This window comes from Rhizobium sp. WSM1328 (genome assembly GCF_057653715.1).
The window spans coordinates 2613281-2631479 of record NZ_CM172788.1 but is presented as its reverse complement, the minus strand read 5'-3'; the positions used below and the strand labels follow the sequence as shown (position 1 = coordinate 2631479).

The 18199-nt window shown below is 58.4% G+C and carries 16 protein-coding genes; 6 read left to right on the top strand and 10 right to left on the bottom strand.

Annotation, left to right across the window (positions count from 1 at the left end; all coding sequences use genetic code 11):
* Nucleotides 1–153: 153 nt before the first annotated feature.
* The 5 genes from AC2444_RS13420 (at nt 154) to AC2444_RS13400 (ending at nt 6639) form a co-directional block, all read left to right on the top strand.
* Nucleotides 154–1428, top strand: a complete 1275-nt coding sequence (locus AC2444_RS13420) for an ABC transporter substrate-binding protein (protein WP_012758099.1) — start codon at nt 154–156, stop codon at nt 1426–1428.
* Nucleotides 1429–1561: 133 nt separating this feature from the next.
* Nucleotides 1562–2446 (top strand): carbohydrate ABC transporter permease, encoded by an 885-nt coding sequence (locus AC2444_RS13415; protein WP_012758098.1) that lies wholly within the window; start codon nt 1562–1564, stop codon nt 2444–2446.
* Complete coding sequence (locus AC2444_RS13410) at nt 2446–3297, top strand: carbohydrate ABC transporter permease (RefSeq protein ID WP_012758097.1); 852 nt, start codon at nt 2446–2448, stop codon at nt 3295–3297. The genes AC2444_RS13415 and AC2444_RS13410 overlap by 1 nt, the downstream gene beginning before the upstream one ends.
* 46 nt (nt 3298–3343) lie before the next feature.
* On the top strand, nt 3344–4489 hold the full coding sequence (locus AC2444_RS13405) for an ABC transporter ATP-binding protein (protein ID WP_012758096.1): 1146 nt from the start codon (nt 3344–3346) through the stop codon (nt 4487–4489).
* Nucleotides 4490–4506: 17 nt separating this feature from the next.
* Nucleotides 4507–6639, top strand: a complete 2133-nt coding sequence (locus tag AC2444_RS13400) for a beta-galactosidase (RefSeq protein WP_012758095.1) — start codon at nt 4507–4509, stop codon at nt 6637–6639.
* A 383-nt stretch (nt 6640–7022) separates the two neighbouring features.
* On the opposite strand, the gene AC2444_RS13395 is transcribed toward AC2444_RS13400, so the two are convergent.
* The 8 genes from AC2444_RS13395 to AC2444_RS13360 form a co-directional block, all read right to left on the bottom strand.
* Nucleotides 7023–7667 (bottom strand): hypothetical protein, encoded by a 645-nt coding sequence (locus AC2444_RS13395; RefSeq protein WP_012758094.1) that lies wholly within the window; start codon nt 7665–7667, stop codon nt 7023–7025.
* 568 nt (nt 7668–8235) lie between these two features.
* Nucleotides 8236–8574 (bottom strand): slr1659 superfamily regulator, encoded by a 339-nt coding sequence (locus tag AC2444_RS13390; RefSeq protein ID WP_012758093.1) that lies wholly within the window; start codon nt 8572–8574, stop codon nt 8236–8238.
* 7 nt (nt 8575–8581) lie between these two features.
* A complete protein-coding gene (locus AC2444_RS13385; RefSeq protein WP_012758092.1) occupies nt 8582–9142 on the bottom strand; it encodes a slr1658 superfamily regulator in 561 nt (186 codons plus the stop codon).
* 3 nt (nt 9143–9145) lie between these two features.
* A complete protein-coding gene (locus tag AC2444_RS13380) occupies nt 9146–11506 on the bottom strand; it encodes a SpoIIE family protein phosphatase (RefSeq protein WP_041935549.1) in 2361 nt (786 codons plus the stop codon).
* Nucleotides 11503–12675 carry a class I SAM-dependent methyltransferase gene (locus AC2444_RS13375; protein ID WP_012758090.1) on the bottom strand — a complete coding sequence of 391 codons (1173 nt, stop codon included), beginning with the start codon at nt 12673–12675 and terminating at the stop codon, nt 11503–11505. The genes AC2444_RS13380 and AC2444_RS13375 overlap by 4 nt, the downstream gene beginning before the upstream one ends.
* Nucleotides 12672–13184, bottom strand: a complete 513-nt coding sequence (locus AC2444_RS13370; protein ID WP_012758089.1) for a hypothetical protein — start codon at nt 13182–13184, stop codon at nt 12672–12674. The genes AC2444_RS13375 and AC2444_RS13370 overlap by 4 nt, the downstream gene beginning before the upstream one ends.
* Before the next feature lie 74 nt (nt 13185–13258).
* Nucleotides 13259–14914, bottom strand: a complete 1656-nt coding sequence (locus AC2444_RS13365; protein ID WP_012758088.1) for a putative bifunctional diguanylate cyclase/phosphodiesterase — start codon at nt 14912–14914, stop codon at nt 13259–13261.
* A 222-nt stretch (nt 14915–15136) separates the two neighbouring features.
* On the bottom strand, nt 15137–16015 hold the full coding sequence (locus AC2444_RS13360) for a LysR substrate-binding domain-containing protein (protein ID WP_012758087.1): 879 nt from the start codon (nt 16013–16015) through the stop codon (nt 15137–15139).
* Nucleotides 16016–16145: 130 nt separating this feature from the next.
* On the opposite strand from AC2444_RS13360, the gene AC2444_RS13355 reads away from it, so the two are divergent.
* Nucleotides 16146–16532 carry an ectoine synthase gene (locus AC2444_RS13355; protein WP_003541014.1) on the top strand — a complete coding sequence of 129 codons (387 nt, stop codon included), beginning with the start codon at nt 16146–16148 and terminating at the stop codon, nt 16530–16532.
* A gap of 174 nt (nt 16533–16706) precedes the next feature.
* Here AC2444_RS13355 and AC2444_RS13350 read toward each other — a convergent pair whose 3' ends face one another.
* The gene (locus tag AC2444_RS13350; protein ID WP_041935548.1) at nt 16707–17204 is read right to left on the bottom strand and encodes a DUF4168 domain-containing protein; all 498 of its coding nucleotides are present in this window, start codon (nt 17202–17204) and stop codon (nt 16707–16709) included.
* 227 nt (nt 17205–17431) lie between these two features.
* Complete coding sequence (locus AC2444_RS13345; protein ID WP_012758085.1) at nt 17432–18100, bottom strand: TetR/AcrR family transcriptional regulator; 669 nt, start codon at nt 18098–18100, stop codon at nt 17432–17434.
* Nucleotides 18101–18199: the final 99 nt, after the last annotated feature.

Genomic DNA, 18199 nt, shown 5'->3' with positions numbered 1-18199 from the left:
AAGATCTATGCATAAGTTCGGCCGCGGATCAACTCAGCCAAGCGGATTATCGCTGGAATCGCCGAGCGGATCGTAGCGTTGAATGCCTGGTCGGTCGTTTCATGGAGGAGGCGACGGTCGGGAGATGTTGATCGATCAACTGGGAGGAATTCAATGACATTTTTGAAGCAATTTCCGTCGACCACCCGCAGACGCTTCCTGAAAGGCGCGGGGCTGGTTTCCGCCGCAGCGGTCACCGGCAGCTTTCCGATCCCGGCGATCGCGCAGGCCCAGGAGGTCACGATGATCTCCGCCGAAAACAATGGTGCCGCACTCGATGCGCTGAAGGCGATTGCCGCGGGCTTCAGCAAGGAAGCCGGCGTCAACGTCGTCATCAACAATATGGACCACGAGGCCCACAAGACGGCCATTCGCAACTATCTCGTCGCCGGCGCGCCCGACGTCTGCTCCTGGTTTTCGGGCAACCGCATGCGCGCCTTCGTCAAGCGCGGCCTCTTCGACGATATCTCCGACCTTTTCGAGAAAGAGAAATATAAGGACGTGCTCGGCGCGACGGCAGGGGCCGTCACCGAAGACGGCAAGCAGTACGGCCTCCCCACCGGCGGCACGCTCTGGGGCATGTTCTATCGCAAGGATGTGTTCGAGCAGCATGGCCTGACCGTGCCGAAGACGGCCGAAGAGTTCATGGCCTATGGCGACAAGTGCAAGGCCGCGGGCATCACGCCGGTCGCGATCGGCACCAAGGAATTATGGCCGGCGGCCGGCTGGTTCGACCAGATGAATCTTCGCATCAACGGCCTCGACAAGCATATGGCGCTGATGAACGGCGAGATGAGCTATCTCGATCCCTCGCTGAAAGCGGTTTTCGACCAGTGGGAGGCGATGATTTCGAAGGGGTTCTTCACGGAGAACCATACGTCCTTCGGCTGGCAGGAGGCTGCAGCGCTGCTGGCGCAGAAGAAAGCCGGCATGATGAACCTCGGCGCTTTCCTGCGCTCGGCTTTCACCGCCGAAGATCTGCCACAGCTCTCTTACGCGACCTTCCCGGTGCTAGACGCCAAGGTCGGCCACTACGAGGAATTCTCGGTCAACTCGATCCACATTCCCGCCAAGGCCAAGAACAAGCAGGGCGCGCGCGAATTCCTCGCCTATTTCTACAAGCCGGAGAATCTGGCGGCCTATCTGGAGCCGGGCGGCAATGTGCCGCCGCGCCACGACCTGCCGCCAAGCAAGGACCCGCTGGTCAACGTCGCTGTCGAGACGATGAAGACGGTGCAGGGCACGTCGCAATATTACGACCGCGACAGCGATCCCGATATGGCGCAGGCCGGCCTCGTCGGCTTCCAGGAGTTCATGGCCAAACCCGACCGGCGCAAGGCCATCCTGACGCGCCTCGAGGGCACGCGCAAGCGCATCTACAAGATCTAGCAGCTCTCCCAGGGGCGGCGGCGAACCGCTGCTTCCAAGGGGTGGAGGCTGTATGCCTCCACCCCTTGGGGGAGGTGCGCCTCTGCTCCCGGAGCACGCATGAGTCTGCTCCTGTATTAATGAGGTTCTTGAGATGTTGATGTTATGGCGCCGCCAGCGTTGGTGGCTCACCCCGACTTTGCTCATCGCGCCCGCGATCGTGCTGTTCTTCACGGTCATCCTGCTGTCGGCGGTCAGGAGCCTCTGGATCAGCCTGCACGACTGGGATGGCTTCGGCCCGATGGTGTGGATCGGCTTCGGCAATTACGTCGAACTTTATAACGATCCGCAATTCTACGTGTCGCTGAAAAACAACTTGATCTGGCTGGTGATGTTCATGGCGGCACCACCTCTCGGGCTCGCCATCGCGCTGCTGGTCAACCAGAAAATCCGCGGCATGCGCTTCCTGAAGTCGCTGTTCTTCATTCCGCTGGTGCTTGCCTCGGTGACGGTCGGCGTCGTCTTCACATGGGTCTATACGCCGGAGTTCGGGTTGCTCGCACTGATCTTCAGGGCGTTCGGGGCGACGGCGCCGGCGGTTCTCTCCGACGAGCATTTCGTCACTTTCGCCATCGTGATTGCAGCACTCTGGCCGCAGATCACCTTCTGCATGGTGCTTTATCTCGCCGGTCTCAACAATTTGAGCGAAGAGCTGATCGGTGCCGGGCGCGTCGACGGGGCACGGGGCTGGAACATGTTGTGGCACATCGTGCTGCCGCAACTGACCCAGGTCACCTTCATCGCCATTGCCGTCACCGTCGTCGGGGCGCTTCGCTCCTTCGACATGGTGTCGGTGATGACAAACGGCGGCCCGTTCGGTTCGTCCTCGGTTCTCGCCTACCAGATGTTCGAACAGTCAATCTTCTCCTACCGCTTCGGCTACGGCGCGGCAATCGCCTCGGTGCTGTTCGTGATCATGGCCGCCTTCATCGTCTGGTACCTCAGCCGCATCATCCATACCGAAGAAAGGGGAGGCTGATGTATCCTCGTCCCATTCCCGATGTCGCCATCTGGCAGCGCCGTCTCTACGTGCTCGCCGTCGTCATCGTCCTCCTGCTCTGGCTCTGCCCGCTGTTTGCGATCATCCTCACTTCGTTCCGCTCGACCGAGGATGTGATGGGCGGCAATCTATGGGGATGGCCGACCGGGATCGGCGTCATCGACAACTATGCTGATGTCTTCACGCAGACGCCGATGGCCCGCTACTTCCTTAGCAGCCTGACGATCACCATTCCCTCGGTGATCGGCGTGCTGGTGCTCTCCACGCTCGCCGGCTATGTGCTGTCGCGCTACCGCTTTCCCGGCAACATGCTGATCTTCGCGCTGTTCGTCGGCGGCAATTTCCTGCCGCACCAAATCATGATGATCCCGGTGCGCGACCTGATGGTCCGGCTCGATTTGATCGATACGACGGCGGCGCTGATCATCTTCCATGTGGCCTTCCAGACCGGCTTTGCGACGCTGTTCATGCGCAATTTCATCGCCGCACTGCCCGATGAACTGTTCCAGGCGGCGCGAGCCGAGGGGGCGTCTCCCTTCCAGACCCTATGGCATGTGGCGATCCCGCTGGTGCGACCGGCGCTTGCCGCACTCGCCATCCTGATCTTCACCTTCATCTGGAACGATTACTTCTGGGCCGTGGTGCTGACCGTCAGCGACTCCGTCAAGCCTGTGACCGCCGGCCTTGCCAATCTTCGCGGCGAGTGGGTCTCGGCCTGGAACCTGATTTCAGCCGGCACGATCGTTGTCGCCGTGCCGCCCGTCGTCATGTTCTTCCTGATGCAGCGGCACTTCATCGCCGGCCTGACGATGGGCGCGGTGAAGGGATGAGCGATCTCCTCAACCTCCAAGTTTCAACAGCAGAGAGCCAGGACGCATGACCAGTCTCGAACTCCGACAGATCAACAAGAATTACGGCGCTTATCACGCGCTGCGCGGCATCGATCTTTCCGTAGCGCAAGGCGAGTTCATCGTCATGGTCGGCCCCTCCGGCTGCGGCAAGTCCACGCTTTTGAAAACGATCGCCGGCCTGGAGGAGATCTCCTCCGGCCAGATCCTGATCAACGGCCGCGACGTCAGCAAACAGGAGCCGGGGGACCGCGGCATCGCCATGGTCTTCCAGTCCTACGCGCTCTATCCGCATATGACGGTGGCGGAGAACATGGGCTTCGGTTTGCGCATGGCCAAGCGCCCGAAGGCCGAGATCGAGGCGGCGGTAGCGCGCGCCGCCAAGATCCTGAGGATCACCGACCAGTTGGAGAAGCGGCCGAAGCAGCTCTCCGGCGGGCAGCGGCAGCGCGTGGCGATCGGCCGGGCCATCACCCGTTCGCCCGACGTCTTCCTGTTCGACGAGCCGCTGTCGAACCTCGATGCGGCACTTCGAACCCAGATGCGTGTCGAGCTCAGCAGCCTGCATGCCGAGCTCGGCGCCACCATGGTCTACGTCACCCACGACCAGGTCGAGGCCATGACCATGGCGAGCCGGATCGTCGTCTTGAACCAGGGGATAATCGAGCAGGTCGGCTCACCGCTCGAACTCTACCGCAACCCTGACAATCTCTTCGTCGCGGGCTTTCTCGGCGCCCCGCGGATGAACTTCCTCGGCGTTACCGTCGACGAAGTGTCCGACCGCAATGTCACGGTTTCGGCGCCGGGCCTCGTGCCGGTGACGGTAGAACTGGCGGAGACGACGGTGCTGGCGAAGGGCGCCAGCCTGACGCTCGGTGTCAGACCGGAAAACATATCGATGGTCGCCGACGGAGCGCAGGGCGGAGCGATCAGCGGTCAGGTCCGACTGGTCGAACATCTCGGGCGCGAAACCATTCTCTATGTCGATGCCGGCAATCTCAGGACCATCGCCTCGGAAAGCGGTACCGGCAACATAACGGTGCAGCTGAGCTACGTCGCGCCTTTTGCCGCCGACCAGAACGTGGCGCTGAAGCTCGATGCCAGCGAACTCTATCTCTTTTCTTCCGACGGCGGACGCACGATCAGCACCCGCAAGACCACCCTCGACAGATAAACACAGGAAAGACCACAGTGTCCGACAAGACCCTCTCCGTATGGAACCCCGTCAAGACCGACCGCTTTCTCGTCGGCGCGCCGCACTATCCCGAACATGTCGATGAAAGCTACTGGCAGCGCGATGCCGAGCGCATGGCGAAGGCCGGCTTCAACGTGGTCAGAATGGCCGAATTCGCCTGGCATATCCTCGAGCCGAAGCTCGGCACCTTCGATTTCGATCTGTTCGACCGCGCCATCGCCATGCTCGGGCGCTACGGCATCGACACGATCATGTGCACGCCGACGGCAACGCCGCCGCGCTGGCTGACCGTGGCGCATCCGGAGATCTTAAGGGTCGACGGCAAGGGCCGACCAATGAGCCATGGCTCGCGCCAGCATTGCGACACGGCAAGCCCGGTCTTTCGCGAGCACAGCCGGCGTATCACCAAAGCGATGGCCGAGCACTATCGCGACAATCCGTTTGTCGTCGGCTGGCAGACCGACAACGAGCTGAACACCAGCATGCCGGAGAGCTTTTCCAAGGCGACGCTCACCGAATTCCAGGCCTTCCTTGCCGGCAGATATGACGAGATCAGCAAGCTCAACACGGCGTGGGGTGGCGATTTCTGGGCGACGGCCTATGACAGCTTCGACCAGGTGGTGCTGCCGATCGAGTTTGGCCCGACCTTCCCCAGCCCCGGCCATCTGCAGGATTATCACCGTTTCCTTGCCTTCTCGACGGCGCGCTTTCAGCACGACCAAGTGGAGATCCTGCGCGCCGTCAAATCCTCCTGGTTCGTCTTCCACAATCTCGGCGGTCTCAGGGATATCGACTTTCGCGGCCAGTTCACCACCGATCTCGATTTCGTCGGCTACGACATCTACCCGATGCTCTACGACGAGTTCCAGCGGCTCGGAAACCACGCCAAGGTCCAGGCGCTGCATCTCGATATCTGCCGCGGTTTTTCCGGCAACTATATCGTTCCCGAGCAGCAATCGGGCTTCGGCAGCCAGCCGGGTTTCTGCACGCTGACGCCGGAGCCGGGCGAACTGCGCCGCATGGCACTTTCCTCGGTCGCCCATGGCGCTGACGGGTTGATGTTCTTCCGCTGGCGCCCGGCCCATTTCGGCGCGGAGATTTACTGGATGGGCATCATCGACCACGACGACGTCACCCGCCATCGGTATGACGAGGCGAAACGCTTCGCCTCCGAGATGACCGCGTTGGCGCCCAAGATCCTCGGCACTTATGTGCGCATGGATGTCGGCATTGCCGGCTCCGACTTCGATAATCAGGAAGCCCACAAGACCTATCCAATCGGCCTGCCGAGCCCGCAGGACGATGCGATCCTGCTGCACCAATATTGCTACGACCGCGGCATTGCCTGCGGTTTCATTCATCCCGAGGACGATCTTTCCAAGCTGAAGCTGCTCTATGTGCCCCATTGGGTGATGTGGAAGGACGAATGGACCGAAAGGCTGAAATCTTTCGCCGAGCAGGGCGGCACCGTAGTCATCGGCGCGCGCACCGGTACCCGCAACGAAGACAACCACGTCATCCGCGAGACCGCTCCCGGCACATCGCTGTCGCAGCTCACGGGCGTACGTGTCGAGGATTTCGGCCGTCTCGCCGCTCCCGGCGCCAACGGGCTCTTCGATGTGATGGAGCGTTCGGGCGGGCTTGTCATTCCGCCGAACAAGCCGGCGGAATCACATCGGCGCGAACGCCGCTTCAAGATCGGCAACCGCGAACTGGTCGGCGGCTATTTCTATGAAAACCTGGCGATCGCAAGTGATGTCGACGTGGTCGCGGCCTGGTCCAATCGCTATGCCGAGGGTCAGCCGATGGCGACGTCGCGCAAGCTCGGCAAGGGGCAGGTGGTCTATGTCGGTACCTATCTCACCCCGGATCTGACGGCAGCATTTGCCGAGCGGCTATTTGCACCCGTCGGCATCGAGCCGCTGATCGGCGAGCTTCCCGAGGGCGTCGAGGTGACCATGCGGATGAATGACGACCGCCGGCTGCTGTTCATCCAGAACTACACCGACCAGCCGGCCGCCATCGGCGGCGTTCCCACTGGCCGTGATCTCCTCGATGACGAAAAGCCCGTTGCCGGTAGGCTCGATCTCGAAGGCTACGGCTGCGCGATCATCGAGCTCGCTGAGTGAGGCGGCTTTCACGTACAAGGCAGGGGCCGCAGGCCGGCCTCTGTCCGATCAAGGCGGGTTCGCGAACGACAGATGGTTCTCAATACAGCGACACCATCGCCCGAAAACGGGATCGGTCGACGGCGATGACGTTGTCGAGACACGAAAAACGTGACCGCAGACCTGAAACGAATTATCCGAACGCTCGAAGGCTCATCACGACACAGGGACTTTGAGGTGGTGGGTGATCGACCGCCATCTTGGAGCAATTCGAGCAAAGGGTTCTGCGTCTGAAATTGATAAAAAAAGAGCATCTCCGTACTCAAACAAAACGGAAATGCTCTTCGTAGTTTAGTGTGGAGCCATACGTGTCGGCTCCACACCGCTCGCAACTGATTTATCGGCTATTCGTCTGATGTCGCCGGCGCAGCGTTCTCCAGAGAGGTGCGGATTTGATCGATCTTCCCGTTTGCGTCGCCAACCCCCAAGATGGTTTTGGCCTGGCTCAGAACCGCCGGACTGACTTCACCGGTTTTCGTGGCAGAAGCCAATGCGTCCTCCAGCGCCTGATCTCCCAACAGAGGGTCATCGGCTGCGGGCTCGATTCCATTGTCGAGTTCATACTGGGCATAAGCCACGGCATAGGCCGCGATGGCCGTCATGCGTGGGTCCGACGTATGCATCAACGCCTTGTAGTTTCGCTTCAAGGAGTTCAGGCCCGCAAGTTGCGCCGACAGGTTCTTTTGTTTGGTGCTGACTTTGGTCTCGTCTGCCTTGACGGACTTGGACTTGCTTGCCGCCTCGGTGGATTTGCCTTTCACGCCTTGAGATTTGGAGTTGCCATGGGTTGAACCGCTACCCTGGCTGCTGCTGCCATGGTTGCCGCTGTTTCCACTGCCGCCGTGACCGCCGCCATTGCCCCCACCGTTGCCGCCACCGTTTCCACCGCTCTTTGCCTGTGCGGTCATGTCGATTCCGGCAATCGTTGCCGGGCTTGCTGCAAGAGCCAGCGAAAGCGCGGCCAAGGACGCTAAGGTTGCTATCCGCATTGTTTTCCTCCAAGTCGGATCAAGCGCCGTGCAGATGCACGGCTTGAACAGATACGAGAGGTTAGACGGCGATCGCGCGTTGCACATCGGACCGAGGTCCGATGCCGCTCCCGGCAATGGTCCTACACGGCTTCATATACTTAACGATTCCTGGTCGGAACGGCCGACGGAACGGGAAGGCGGGAGACCGAGGAACCGGGGCGAAATTCTCCCTAGGTGTTTAGTCCGGTCGGACCCGAGGCTCTCTGGCGCAATTTCGATATTCTGGATGTTAATTTGCCCCCGGGACCGGGCAGTCCAGGTCCCCCTCATTGCACTTCAGGTAAACCTTGAGCGCTTCCGTGCGGCTTTGAGTCGGGCCGTCGTGGCACGAACTGTTGACGAACGGATAGGCGGTATCTCGGCCACACCTTGGCATAACTGGAAGCAGCTCGCCGATCCGGTTCTCAATCAATTCCCATTTAAGGATTTGTGCAGGAGCCGCAGGTCCGTTATCGAAAACATGTCGGCTTGATGCAGGACGCCTCGCTGAGTTTCACGAGAGCGTCGAACGGCATTGGATAGAGAATCACGCCAAGCGCAAATCGAGAAGCGGGTGTAACTTCTTGAGATTCGGCAGCGATTTCGCTTGCCAAGGATATTGGCTGGTGCCTTTGACGACGAGCAGGAGGTCGCCCATCTTTCTGGCTTCAATCGTCAGCTTGGCCAGGAGATTTATGCCGGAGGAATTGAGGAACTCGAGACCCGTCAGGTTGAACGTCACCTGCTTGTGCCCCTCATGGAGCAGGCCTGATATCAACGAGTAAATGGGGGCATAGGCGTCCGGTCCTGCCAGCCGGAATACGCCATCGAAATAGACCTCGTTTTTCTCAGCCCATACGCGGAAGTTTTCGTCGCTGATTTCCATTCTTCGCTCACAGATTGGAGGAGGGCGGCATCGCCACGGCTGCAGTCGTCGTCAGTATGATACGCTGGTTATCTTTCCCTTCGAATGCCCATGCCATTTTTGCATCGTAATCGCTCAGAAGGGTCAACAACCCCAAGCCCGAACCGCTTTCTGCCGATATGGCATTGGTTTCGATTTGCTCAATAAGAAGTTCCCCGGGGTCCCTCGATTGAAGGCGATGCAGCAGTTGCTGAAAGCGAGAGGATGTCACGCCATCGATCGTGTTTTTCACCCTTATTAAAAAAGTACCGTCGAATATGCCGGCTTCAATGAGGATCTCCCCAGGCTGTCGAAACTTGACGGCATTTTCGATCAACTCATTGCTGAGATATCCGATGTCATGATGCGCCTGCACGTAGTCTTTCCTTGAACGTGAATACCGCAGAGCCATGACTTCCGCTATAAAGTCCGAAGTCATTCCGGAGTGCTTCCAACCAAGCTGAAGCGGTCCGTCGCTTAACTTGAGGCGAGTGCTTGAATCCAGGCTTATGCCCGCCAGAGATTCGATACCATATACCGTTGGCGTCATGTCTCACCTATGTCGCACTGCGAGAAGCGTGATGTCGTCGTAAATCTTCTGCGATCCAATGAAGAGCATTAATGTCGCTATAATTCCGGCAACGACTTTCTCAGCGCTCTGGTCCTTCAAGCGCAGTGCTTCGCGGCACAGACGTTCTATGCCAAAGAGTTCTCCAGCGTCGTTTTCGGCTTCTGTTACGCCGTCCGTATGCAGGAGTATGAGGTCGCCCGTCTCGAAGGTTATTTCGCGGGTTTTAATAAAGGCAGAAATATCGGCTTCCAGCCCGATCGGTATACCCAGATCCATGGTGTCTATGCGCTCGACCTCGCCGTTCGCCCGCACGACGACAACTTCCTCGTGTTGTCCCGACAGGATCATCTCTTTGCCGTCATAGTCAAGAAACGCCAGAGTGAGATGCTTGTCGATTTTGGTTCTCACTATGTTTTTGAACAGGGCGCTGTTCAGGTCTGTGAGAAATTTGACGGCATCGGTGTTTCCTGCTTCCTGCAGGGCGCGGGCGACGGACTGAACCATCAACATCAGCACGCCGCTTTCGAGCCCGTGTCCGGTGACGTCGCCGATGCCAATCTTCAACCGATTTCCGCTCTTCAATACGTCGTAATAATCGCCGCCGACTTCTTCTGCAGGTCTCATATAGGCTGCGATCTCAAGGGCCTGAAACTCCTCAAGCTCCTGGTGCAGCGGAAGAACCATGAGCTGGATCCTCTCGGCGACGGCCAGCTCTGTTCCGAGACGTCTATTTTCTCGCTGGAGCTGTGCGTTCAGCGTCGAAATCTCTTCCTTTGCATCTTCGATTTGAGCTGTTCGCTCTTCGACAAGCTGCTCGAGATTTTCCGTGTGATAGCTGATCTGTTCGGCCATCCGGTTGAATGCTTCACCAGCCTCGCCGACCTCATCTTTGCTTGTTATGGCCACCCTGACCGAATAATCCTTCGCCTGAATCCGTTTGGCGGCATCTGCAAGTGCACTAATTCCGCTCGTTATTCGTTTCGAAGCCGCAATTACTGCTATAGCCACAACAAGCAGTGACATTAGGATCGCCAGGATTTGGTAGATCACGATCCGGTTGGTAGCTTCCGAAATTTTGGCTTGGGCCGCATAAAGGGAGGCCTGGATTTCTCGTTCAGGCACAACCACTCCAAGAGACATCGCCTCTTGCCGAACCGGGCCGCTGGACCAAAGATTGGTCGCGGGGAGTTTCTTGACGATAACGATATAGGGGACCTCGTTACCCTCCTGCCGCAACAACAAATGTTGGATGCCCAGTTCGCGATCAAGGGCCAGTTTTGCAATCGCAGGCTGGGAGCTTCCCTTCAGGGAGCGCTCCAGTCCGGTCACTCCGCTTCCGCTCGCATCGCTCGCAGAACGCAGACCGAGCGTTTTTTCGCCTGTGCTGTTGATCGCCACAACGTTTCCGTCGGACATTGCGAGAAATCCAAAGCCGGACTGAGCCACTTTCACATTTTCAACAGTCTGCGCGAGCTGGTCGAGTGTGATGTCCGCGCCAGCCGTCCCGGCGACATTCTTCCTGTCGGCTGTCCATAGTGGTTGAAAGAAAGAAACGATCAGTTTCCCGGTAATGGCGTCCGTATAGGGCGCTGTCTGGGTTATATCGTCCGCGACCGGTCGCGTTTTCATATCCTTGGCCCAGCCCTGCCAGGACTCATAAAGTCCGGGAAAAAAGAAGTCCCAGAAATTGGCCTCGTTATGACCAGGATAAAGGCGGTCGAAGGTCTGAGCCTGGTCGGTATAAGGCGCCGTTCTGAAGATTGGTCGTTCTTTCGATCCGATGTAATACATCTGCAGCTTTGAGGCCCCGTGCTGCAGCAAGCTCGGTGCGACAAGGTCCAGAACCGCGCTGGTCTGGATATCGGTCTGAACGTCGGGTCTCGGGTTGTGGTCTTCTCCGAGCAAGTAACTCCAGACGCTGACAACTGAGACTGAGCCCGGAGCGTTCTGAGACCAGTTCGCCTTTTGATCGTAGGACAGGCTGACGCTGCCGGGAGACGTGCGGGCGATCGCCGCGCCGACATCGGAATTACGCTCGGGATCGTCGATCTGCGCCTGGAGTACACCCGCCAAGGTGCTGACGTCGTTGTGAACCTGCCGCAGGAGCAAACTCACCTGTGCTGCGGTGGAATCGGCGTATGTGCGGATGTATTCCTGGCTTGCTGCTTCAAGACCCTGTCCGACTTCGAGCGTGGCGTCGCGCGACAGCCTCTGAACATTCCAAAGCGCCAGTCCACCGCTGACCAGCAGATCAAAGAGGACAGCTCCACCGACGACCAAGATGAACTTTGCCCGAAATGAGCCTAATCTTGCCGGTCTCTTCGACGAACTCTGGTCCATCACAGCGGCTTTCGGCCGGAAGCTGCCCAGATCGGCCAGCCTGCATAACCCTTGGGATGAAGAGCAGCAAAGACATGATCTTTGAATCCTTGCCGGAACCTGCGAATGAAATCTGATGAGTCGCCCCGTCGAACGGCCATCTCACCCGCGTAGACATTTTCCCATGCTTCGATGATGTCTGCGAAGTCTTGGGGATCCCCATCAAGATTCGTGACCATAAAGGAATCGACCTTGATGTTATCGAAGCCCGCGTCGGCGAGGAGGTGGCGGCTTTTCGGCCCCATCTCGACATCCATGTCGAAGTGCTTGAACAGTTTGGCGACTTCTTCGTAAGTCCATTTTATGGATTCAGCATGTGGCTCGCCCAGACAATGCGAGTTTTTTTCGTTGGTGATGTAGACACGGCCGCCAGGCTTGCAGATGCGGTAAAGCTCCCTGAGCAGCATCTCGGGCCGGTCGAAAATCTGCAGCGAATGTCGGCAGGTCACAAAGTCAAATTGATTGTCTCGCAGTAGCATTTGGGAAGCGTCGCCATAGGTGTACTCGATTCCCTGCAGATCGAAGTCGGCCGCGACCCTGCGAGCATATTCGAGGCTGCGCACGGAGTGATCCAGCGCGACAAGGCGTGCCGGTCTAAATTCCCGTTGAACCAGGGCGGCGAAATCACCAATTCCGCAACAGATATCCGCGATGACAAGGCCGCTGCGCAGGCCGTGGCGAGGCAACAGTTCGCGTTCGTGCCTCCATGTCATTTTCGTCTGGGTGCGCAGAATGGGAATGAAAGTCTCATCCTCGACAAAGCTCTGGCCCGGATAAAACGCCGAATCGTAGACTTCGACCGATAGGCTTGGTTGTGATGCCGACAGCGTTTGGAATAACGAGGTCGACCATGCCACCACGCTCGACGTAATGATGACGATCTTCCGTTCCGGTCTGATCCGGCAACTTGCCGCGAGTGTATCGGCCAGGGCCGCGAAGGCAGTCATGTTGATGTGTGTCAGACGTTTGACATTGACGTAAACGACCCCGCTGTATTTTTCTAAACTTTGCTGCACCAGCCTGAGGGCGTCGGTGATTTCAGCGGCGCTTTCGGGGCGCATCTTGCCAGACAGCAACAGCTCTTGATTTGTCGGATCAAAATGAACAGTGAAGGGTAGGGGAAGCAGGGTCATTGGAAGTCCTCGGTCGAGGGGAAATCCGCAATGATTTGAATCCCTTGTCTGCCGTCTTTCTCAATTCGGATCGTGGCGCGGAATATTGCTGCCAAATCACTAAGCAAAACCGTCCCGTCGGATTTCATCACCACGTATGCAGAGCCGGCGCGGGGGACAGGCTGGTGTTCGCTTGCTCTTGCACTCGTGTGCTCTGGGCTAGATGCTTCCTCGCACGGAAACGTAATTCTCAGCCGATTGAATGTGGAATTCCGGTAGAGACTGAAACTGATCCTTCCCAACTCGCTCGTCGAACGGAAAGCAAGTTCGATGAGCTCGTTCGTCGCGACGGAAAGAAAATTGGAATATCGAGCGGGATCGCTGTGACCTTGGCCGAGAATGTCTGAGAGATATTCCGTAATCTTGTCGCAAAACTGCCATCGGGATTTGAACATCGCAACGTTCAGTTCCAGCGATACCATCGGCGCAAATGCATGGTCATCGAAGCTAGCTGCTGCTTCCTGTTCCAATACACCCTCCCTTCTGTTGCCTGGGGCGTCAGGTTGATGCATGCGTAGCTAAAGGCACGGCGAAAATCGGTTGTTCACTGTGGTAGCGCCGGGCTTACGGCTGTTTCCGCCCGGGTGATGAATTCGCCAATCGCCTGGACCGGAAGCGGCCTGCTGATCAAATAGCCTTGAAGTCTGTCGCAGCCTACACTGCGCAACCATTCCGCCTGACCTGGCGTTTCAACTCCTTCGGCTGTCACCCGCATGTCGAGGTCATGTGCGAGGTTAATGATGCAGCGGACGATTGCCTGGCTTTTCAGATCGCTTTCGAGGTCGGTGATAAAGTATTTGTCGATTTTGATCGTGTCGAAAGGGAATGTCTTCAGATAGCTGAGCGAAGAATATTCGGTCCCGAAATCATCAAGCGAGATTCGTATCCCTAGCACGTTGAGCGTATTCAGTGTGTCGATATTGTTGACGGTCCGCTCAAGCAGCACGCTTTCGGTTATCTCAAGCTCCAGACGGTCGGGCGGCAACCCGATCAAGTCCAGCGTCTGGGATACCCGATCAGTGAGGCCGCTCGTCAAGAATTCCGCCGCGGACAGATTGACAGCGACGATGTAGTTTTGCGGCCACTTCATCGCCTCGCGACATGCCTGCTCCAAAACCCATGCGCCTATTTCCGGCATCATTCCATCGGCCTCGGCCATCGGAATAAATGCCGCTGGTGGGATTTTTCCAAGGAGAGGGTGGTGCCATCTGAGCAATGCTTCGAAGCCGACTATGCAGCCACCCTCGGCGATGGGTTGGTACTCGACAGAGAATTGCTGTTGGACCAACGCCATGCGAAGGCTGCGGCGCAGCAGTTCGCGTTGTTCCAGCAATTCAAGCATCGAGGGATCAAACGGTTTCGCGCGGCCGCGTCCTTCCTTCTTCGCGGCATAGAGTGCGACGTCCGACGCCTTCATTAGCTGCTCCGGGCTTGTACCGTCCGGAGGAGAAGCAGATATGCCGATGCTGGCACCGACAAACAGTGCGATGCCATCTATCGTGAAGGGCTTTTTGAAAGCATCAACCAAGACTTCTGCTAGCTGATGCCCTTTGGCGGGATGTCCCGGGCCCATGGAAATGACCGTGAATTCGTCGCCGGCCAGTCGATAGGCTCTATCATCGCTGGAAAGGCACGCTTGAATGCGGCTTGCAGCGAGCTGAAGAAGCTTGTCGCCAGCCGGATGCCCAAGCGTGTCGTTCACAGGCTTGAAATCATCAAGGTCGAGTTGCATCAGAGATAGAGCTTCATCCGAGCCCTCCGTCTCCTGTAAGGACACAGCGAGATCCTCACTGAACTGGCGTCGGTTCGGCAGTCCAGTGAGCGGATCGTGGGTGGCCAGATGCAAAAGGGTTGCGCGCTCATCGTCGATAGTCTCCTCGGACCGAACCACGGCAAACAGATCTCCGATCCGATAGATCGTCAGTCCGTGCGACGCTGGCGTGCCAAGATCACCCGATATTCGCAAAGGCTGGGCACTGTCGCCCAATGAACGGAGGGCGAGCGTGATCGCCGATTTGTCCAATTCCGGAAAATGCTCCCAAAACGACGCTGCTGGTTTGACAGAGGCAGGCAGCTCATTGCCCAACAAATTCTCGACGGGATTGAAGTCGCGGTCAAAGAACAAAAGCCGGTCGATCGAGCTCGAAGCTTTTGCCTCCGTTTGTCCGAGGGCCGAGCGGGCCGCACGAATTTTCCGCATGTCCGAGGCTCTCCCTAGTCGCATGTCATAACCAGATATCGTAGCAAATCAGCTCCAACACAACTTGTGCACGCCAAGATTTACATTAGGCATTTCTGATTAACAATCCCCAACTTCTGCCCAATTCGCGCACAGACGGGCTTATGCCACGCCTTTATTACCGCGACCCATTTGCACCCATTGTCTCGGCGTCGACCCTTCGATGGGCTGCGGACGCGGGATCTACGCGCCCGATCTGCACTCCGTCATGAACCAGTCGATAAAGCGGCGCACCGGCTTTTTCGCCCAGCTGTTCGATATGACATAATAGCCGTGGTTTTCTGCCGTCGCGACGCCGGAAAGCACCAGCAGATCGCCGCGTTCGATCTCGCGGCGGAACACCTCGACGGGGCAGAGCGCCACACCGTGGCCGGCGATTACGGCCGTCGCCAACATGTTGAAATCCTGGAATATCGGGCCTCGAAGCGGCCCTGGCGCTTTCTGGCCGGCCTTGCGGAACCACTCCTTCCAGCCATCGACGGATTCGTCGTGCAGCAGATCGGCGCCGGCGAGCGAGACGTCATCGATCGTCCAGTTGCGTTTGGCAAGGTAATGGCCGCTGGCGACGGGCTGGTTGCGGCGCGAGAAGAGCAGGCGGCTTTCCCTGCCGCCGCTCAGATCCTCGCCCATGGTGATCAGTACGTCGAGGCTCTCGTCGTCGAGGCGTTCTTCGGCGCGGGCATAGACGATCCTGACGTCGAGATCGGGGTCGCTTTCCTGGAAGGAGGGCAGGGCGGGGACGAGCCAGCGCGATGCGATTGAGGGAATGCAGCCGACGGTGATGGCGCGCATGTCGTGATCGCGCCGCATATTGCCGGTCGCATGCGCGATCGCCGCCAGCGATCCGGAGACGGCCCGGTAATATTCGCCGCCGGCTGCGGTCAGCGTAATACCGCGGCCCGCTTTCTGCAGCAGCTTGCGGCCGAGCCAGGTTTCCAGATGCTTTATCTGATGGCTGATCGCCGCGTGGGTAACGTGCAGCTCGTCGCCGGCTTTCGAAAGGCTCATCAACCGAGCCGTGGCTTCGAAAGCACGCAATGCGTTTAACGGCGGCAATTGCATTTGTAAAATTTCCTCACAGATGATGCAGAAATCATCATTTGAAAATGCCAGCCATTTCAATAGCTAAATGTTGCCGGCGATGAAAATGAATCATCGCCATATCTTCAATTATTTATCACGGGAACCGGCGATGTTCGTTAGAAATCTGAAAGAGGTGGAGCTCACCGAGCGTTTCGTCGACTGGGGCAACGGCACGAGCCACCGGCTGCTGACCAAAGACGACGGCATGGGCTTTACCGTGTGCCATACCGTCGTTCGCGCCAATAGTGAGGCCTTGCTTCAATACCGCAATCACCTGGAGGCCTGCTATTGCATCAAGGGCGAGGGCGAGGTGGAGGATATGGACGGCAACGTCTTTCCGATCCGCGCCGGCGATATCTACGTGCTCGACAAGCACGACCGGCATTATCTGCGCGGCGGCAAGGATCAGGATCTCGTTCTCGTCAGCATTTTCAACCCGCCGCTGACAGGCACCGAACGGCACGACCTGAACAATAAGAGCGGGTCGCAATACTGAACCAGAGCACGATGCCGAAAAGTGTAAGCGGTTTTCGGACGACGTCCTATTCTAGCCGATCTCTTCGTCGACTGCCGAGATGGAAAGCAGAGCCCGGCAATTGGCGGGCTCTGCTGCCGGCGCGAACGGCAAGACATCCGCAGCCTGTTCATGGCGACTTAAGCGCTACACTGCCTATTGCTGCGGCTGCTGCTGCCCCTGCTGCGGCTGCTCCTGGCCCGGCGGCGGCGTGCCTATCTTTTCCAGAACCTTCTTGGCCAGAGCCGGGTCGCTCTGCGCGGCCGTCAGGATCGACGAATATTCCTCGACAGAGATGTCGGGAGAGGCTTGGACGGTATCGACCATCTGCTTCTTGGCCTCTTCCTGCAGCTGTTGCTTGGTAGTCTCGTCCTTCGTCGCGCCGATCTTGGCCGAATATTCCTGTCTGACCTTGTCGACCTGCAGATAGGCAACGGCGAAGGCTTCGATTTTCTGATCGCTGACGGCTGCCGTCGGACCGTTGCCGCCGGGCTGTCCCTGCATCGGCGGCTGCGCCTGTGCCGGGGGCTGCGCTTGTGCCGGCTGCTGTTGCGCCTGGGCCATGTCGACAGCGGATGCCGGGCTGAAAGCAAGCAGACTGAAGACTGTCGCGCTCAATGCTGCGACAGATGTGTAACGAGTGATCATATTCATTCCTCTTCAAGTGCATGATTTGATTGGCAGCAAGACCGCCTCGGTCGATCGCTCAGCCACTTAAAGGCCGGGCGAGGTCGCGACGATGGAACCTTTAAGAGGGCACGGTGCGGCGGTAACGGGGCGATTTGCTGACGATTGAGCGGCGGCTTTGTGACCGCCGGCCTGTTGGCACGTGCGGAAAATTCAAGTCATTGCCGCTGTGATACCCGGACTTTCGGTGGCGTTCACCGCTTCTCTGGATGCAGAAATGCCGCCAGGAACGTGGTGACGGCCCCCTCGGCGTGGCGGTGAATCTGCTGCTTCGTCGGGATGGCCGCATCGCCCAGCATCATGACCCGGTTGACGGGGTCGGCCATTACCAGCCAGTTGAACTGTGACGCGGCCACCGTTGCATCGGAGAACTGCAGCAGCTTCTTGCCGGCCAATTGTTCGAAAGCGCTGCCCATGACCTCGAGCGCCCGTGCAGGCCCGCGCGCGTAAAGCAGCTTGGCGAGTTCCGGGAAGCGTTGCGCCTCCGCAATCACGAGCCGGCGCAATTGCATCAGCCCGGGCGTCAGGACGATGGTGAGCTGGCGGACGGCGTAGTCAAGGAGGTAGGCTTCCAGCTGAGCGCGATTCTCCACCTGGGGGAGGCCGGTGTGAACGGCGGTATCTGCCTCGCCCATCATCTGGGTGAGCACCGCGACGAACAGTGCCTCCTTGCTGGAGAAGTGTTTGTAGACCGTCTGCTTGGACACGCCGGACCGACTGGCGATCTCGTCCATACTGGCTCCGGCATAACCGGTGCTCAGAAAGACTTCGGCCGCGGCACCGACGATCGCCGCCTGTTTGCGCTCCGAACGAGTGCCAGCCCGCCCATGGGCCAGGTCGGCTTCCATACCCGGTATCAACATTCTCGATCTCCGCTCCAACCCTACTTGACACGATCAAACTGAACCGTCTAGTTCTTATAACGGAACCAAACGGTCTAGTTTGATTTTGCGGCTATCCAG

Bases quoted from the DNA above. Each gene is read 5' to 3' on its own strand.
- AC2444_RS13420 (WP_012758099.1), top strand. From the start codon at position 154: ATGACATTTTTGAAGCAATTTCCGTCGACCACCCGCAGACGCTTCCTG.
- AC2444_RS13415 (WP_012758098.1), top strand. From the start codon at position 1,562: ATGTTGATGTTATGGCGCCGCCAGCGTTGGTGGCTCACCCCGACTTTG.
- AC2444_RS13410 (WP_012758097.1), top strand. From the start codon at position 2,446: ATGTATCCTCGTCCCATTCCCGATGTCGCCATCTGGCAGCGCCGTCTC.
- AC2444_RS13405 (WP_012758096.1), top strand. From the start codon at position 3,344: ATGACCAGTCTCGAACTCCGACAGATCAACAAGAATTACGGCGCTTAT.
- AC2444_RS13395 (WP_012758094.1), bottom strand. From the start codon at position 7,667: ATGCGGATAGCAACCTTAGCGTCCTTGGCCGCGCTTTCGCTGGCTCTT.
- AC2444_RS13390 (WP_012758093.1), bottom strand. From the start codon at position 8,574: ATGGAAATCAGCGACGAAAACTTCCGCGTATGGGCTGAGAAAAACGAG.
- AC2444_RS13385 (WP_012758092.1), bottom strand. From the start codon at position 9,142: ATGACGCCAACGGTATATGGTATCGAATCTCTGGCGGGCATAAGCCTG.
- AC2444_RS13375 (WP_012758090.1), bottom strand. From the start codon at position 12,675: ATGACCCTGCTTCCCCTACCCTTCACTGTTCATTTTGATCCGACAAAT.
- AC2444_RS13365 (WP_012758088.1), bottom strand. From the start codon at position 14,914: ATGCGGAAAATTCGTGCGGCCCGCTCGGCCCTCGGACAAACGGAGGCA.
- AC2444_RS13360 (WP_012758087.1), bottom strand. From the start codon at position 16,015: ATGCAATTGCCGCCGTTAAACGCATTGCGTGCTTTCGAAGCCACGGCT.
- AC2444_RS13355 (WP_003541014.1), top strand. From the start codon at position 16,146: ATGTTCGTTAGAAATCTGAAAGAGGTGGAGCTCACCGAGCGTTTCGTC.
- AC2444_RS13350 (WP_041935548.1), bottom strand. From the start codon at position 17,204: ATGAATATGATCACTCGTTACACATCTGTCGCAGCATTGAGCGCGACA.
- AC2444_RS13345 (WP_012758085.1), bottom strand. From the start codon at position 18,100: ATGTTGATACCGGGTATGGAAGCCGACCTGGCCCATGGGCGGGCTGGC.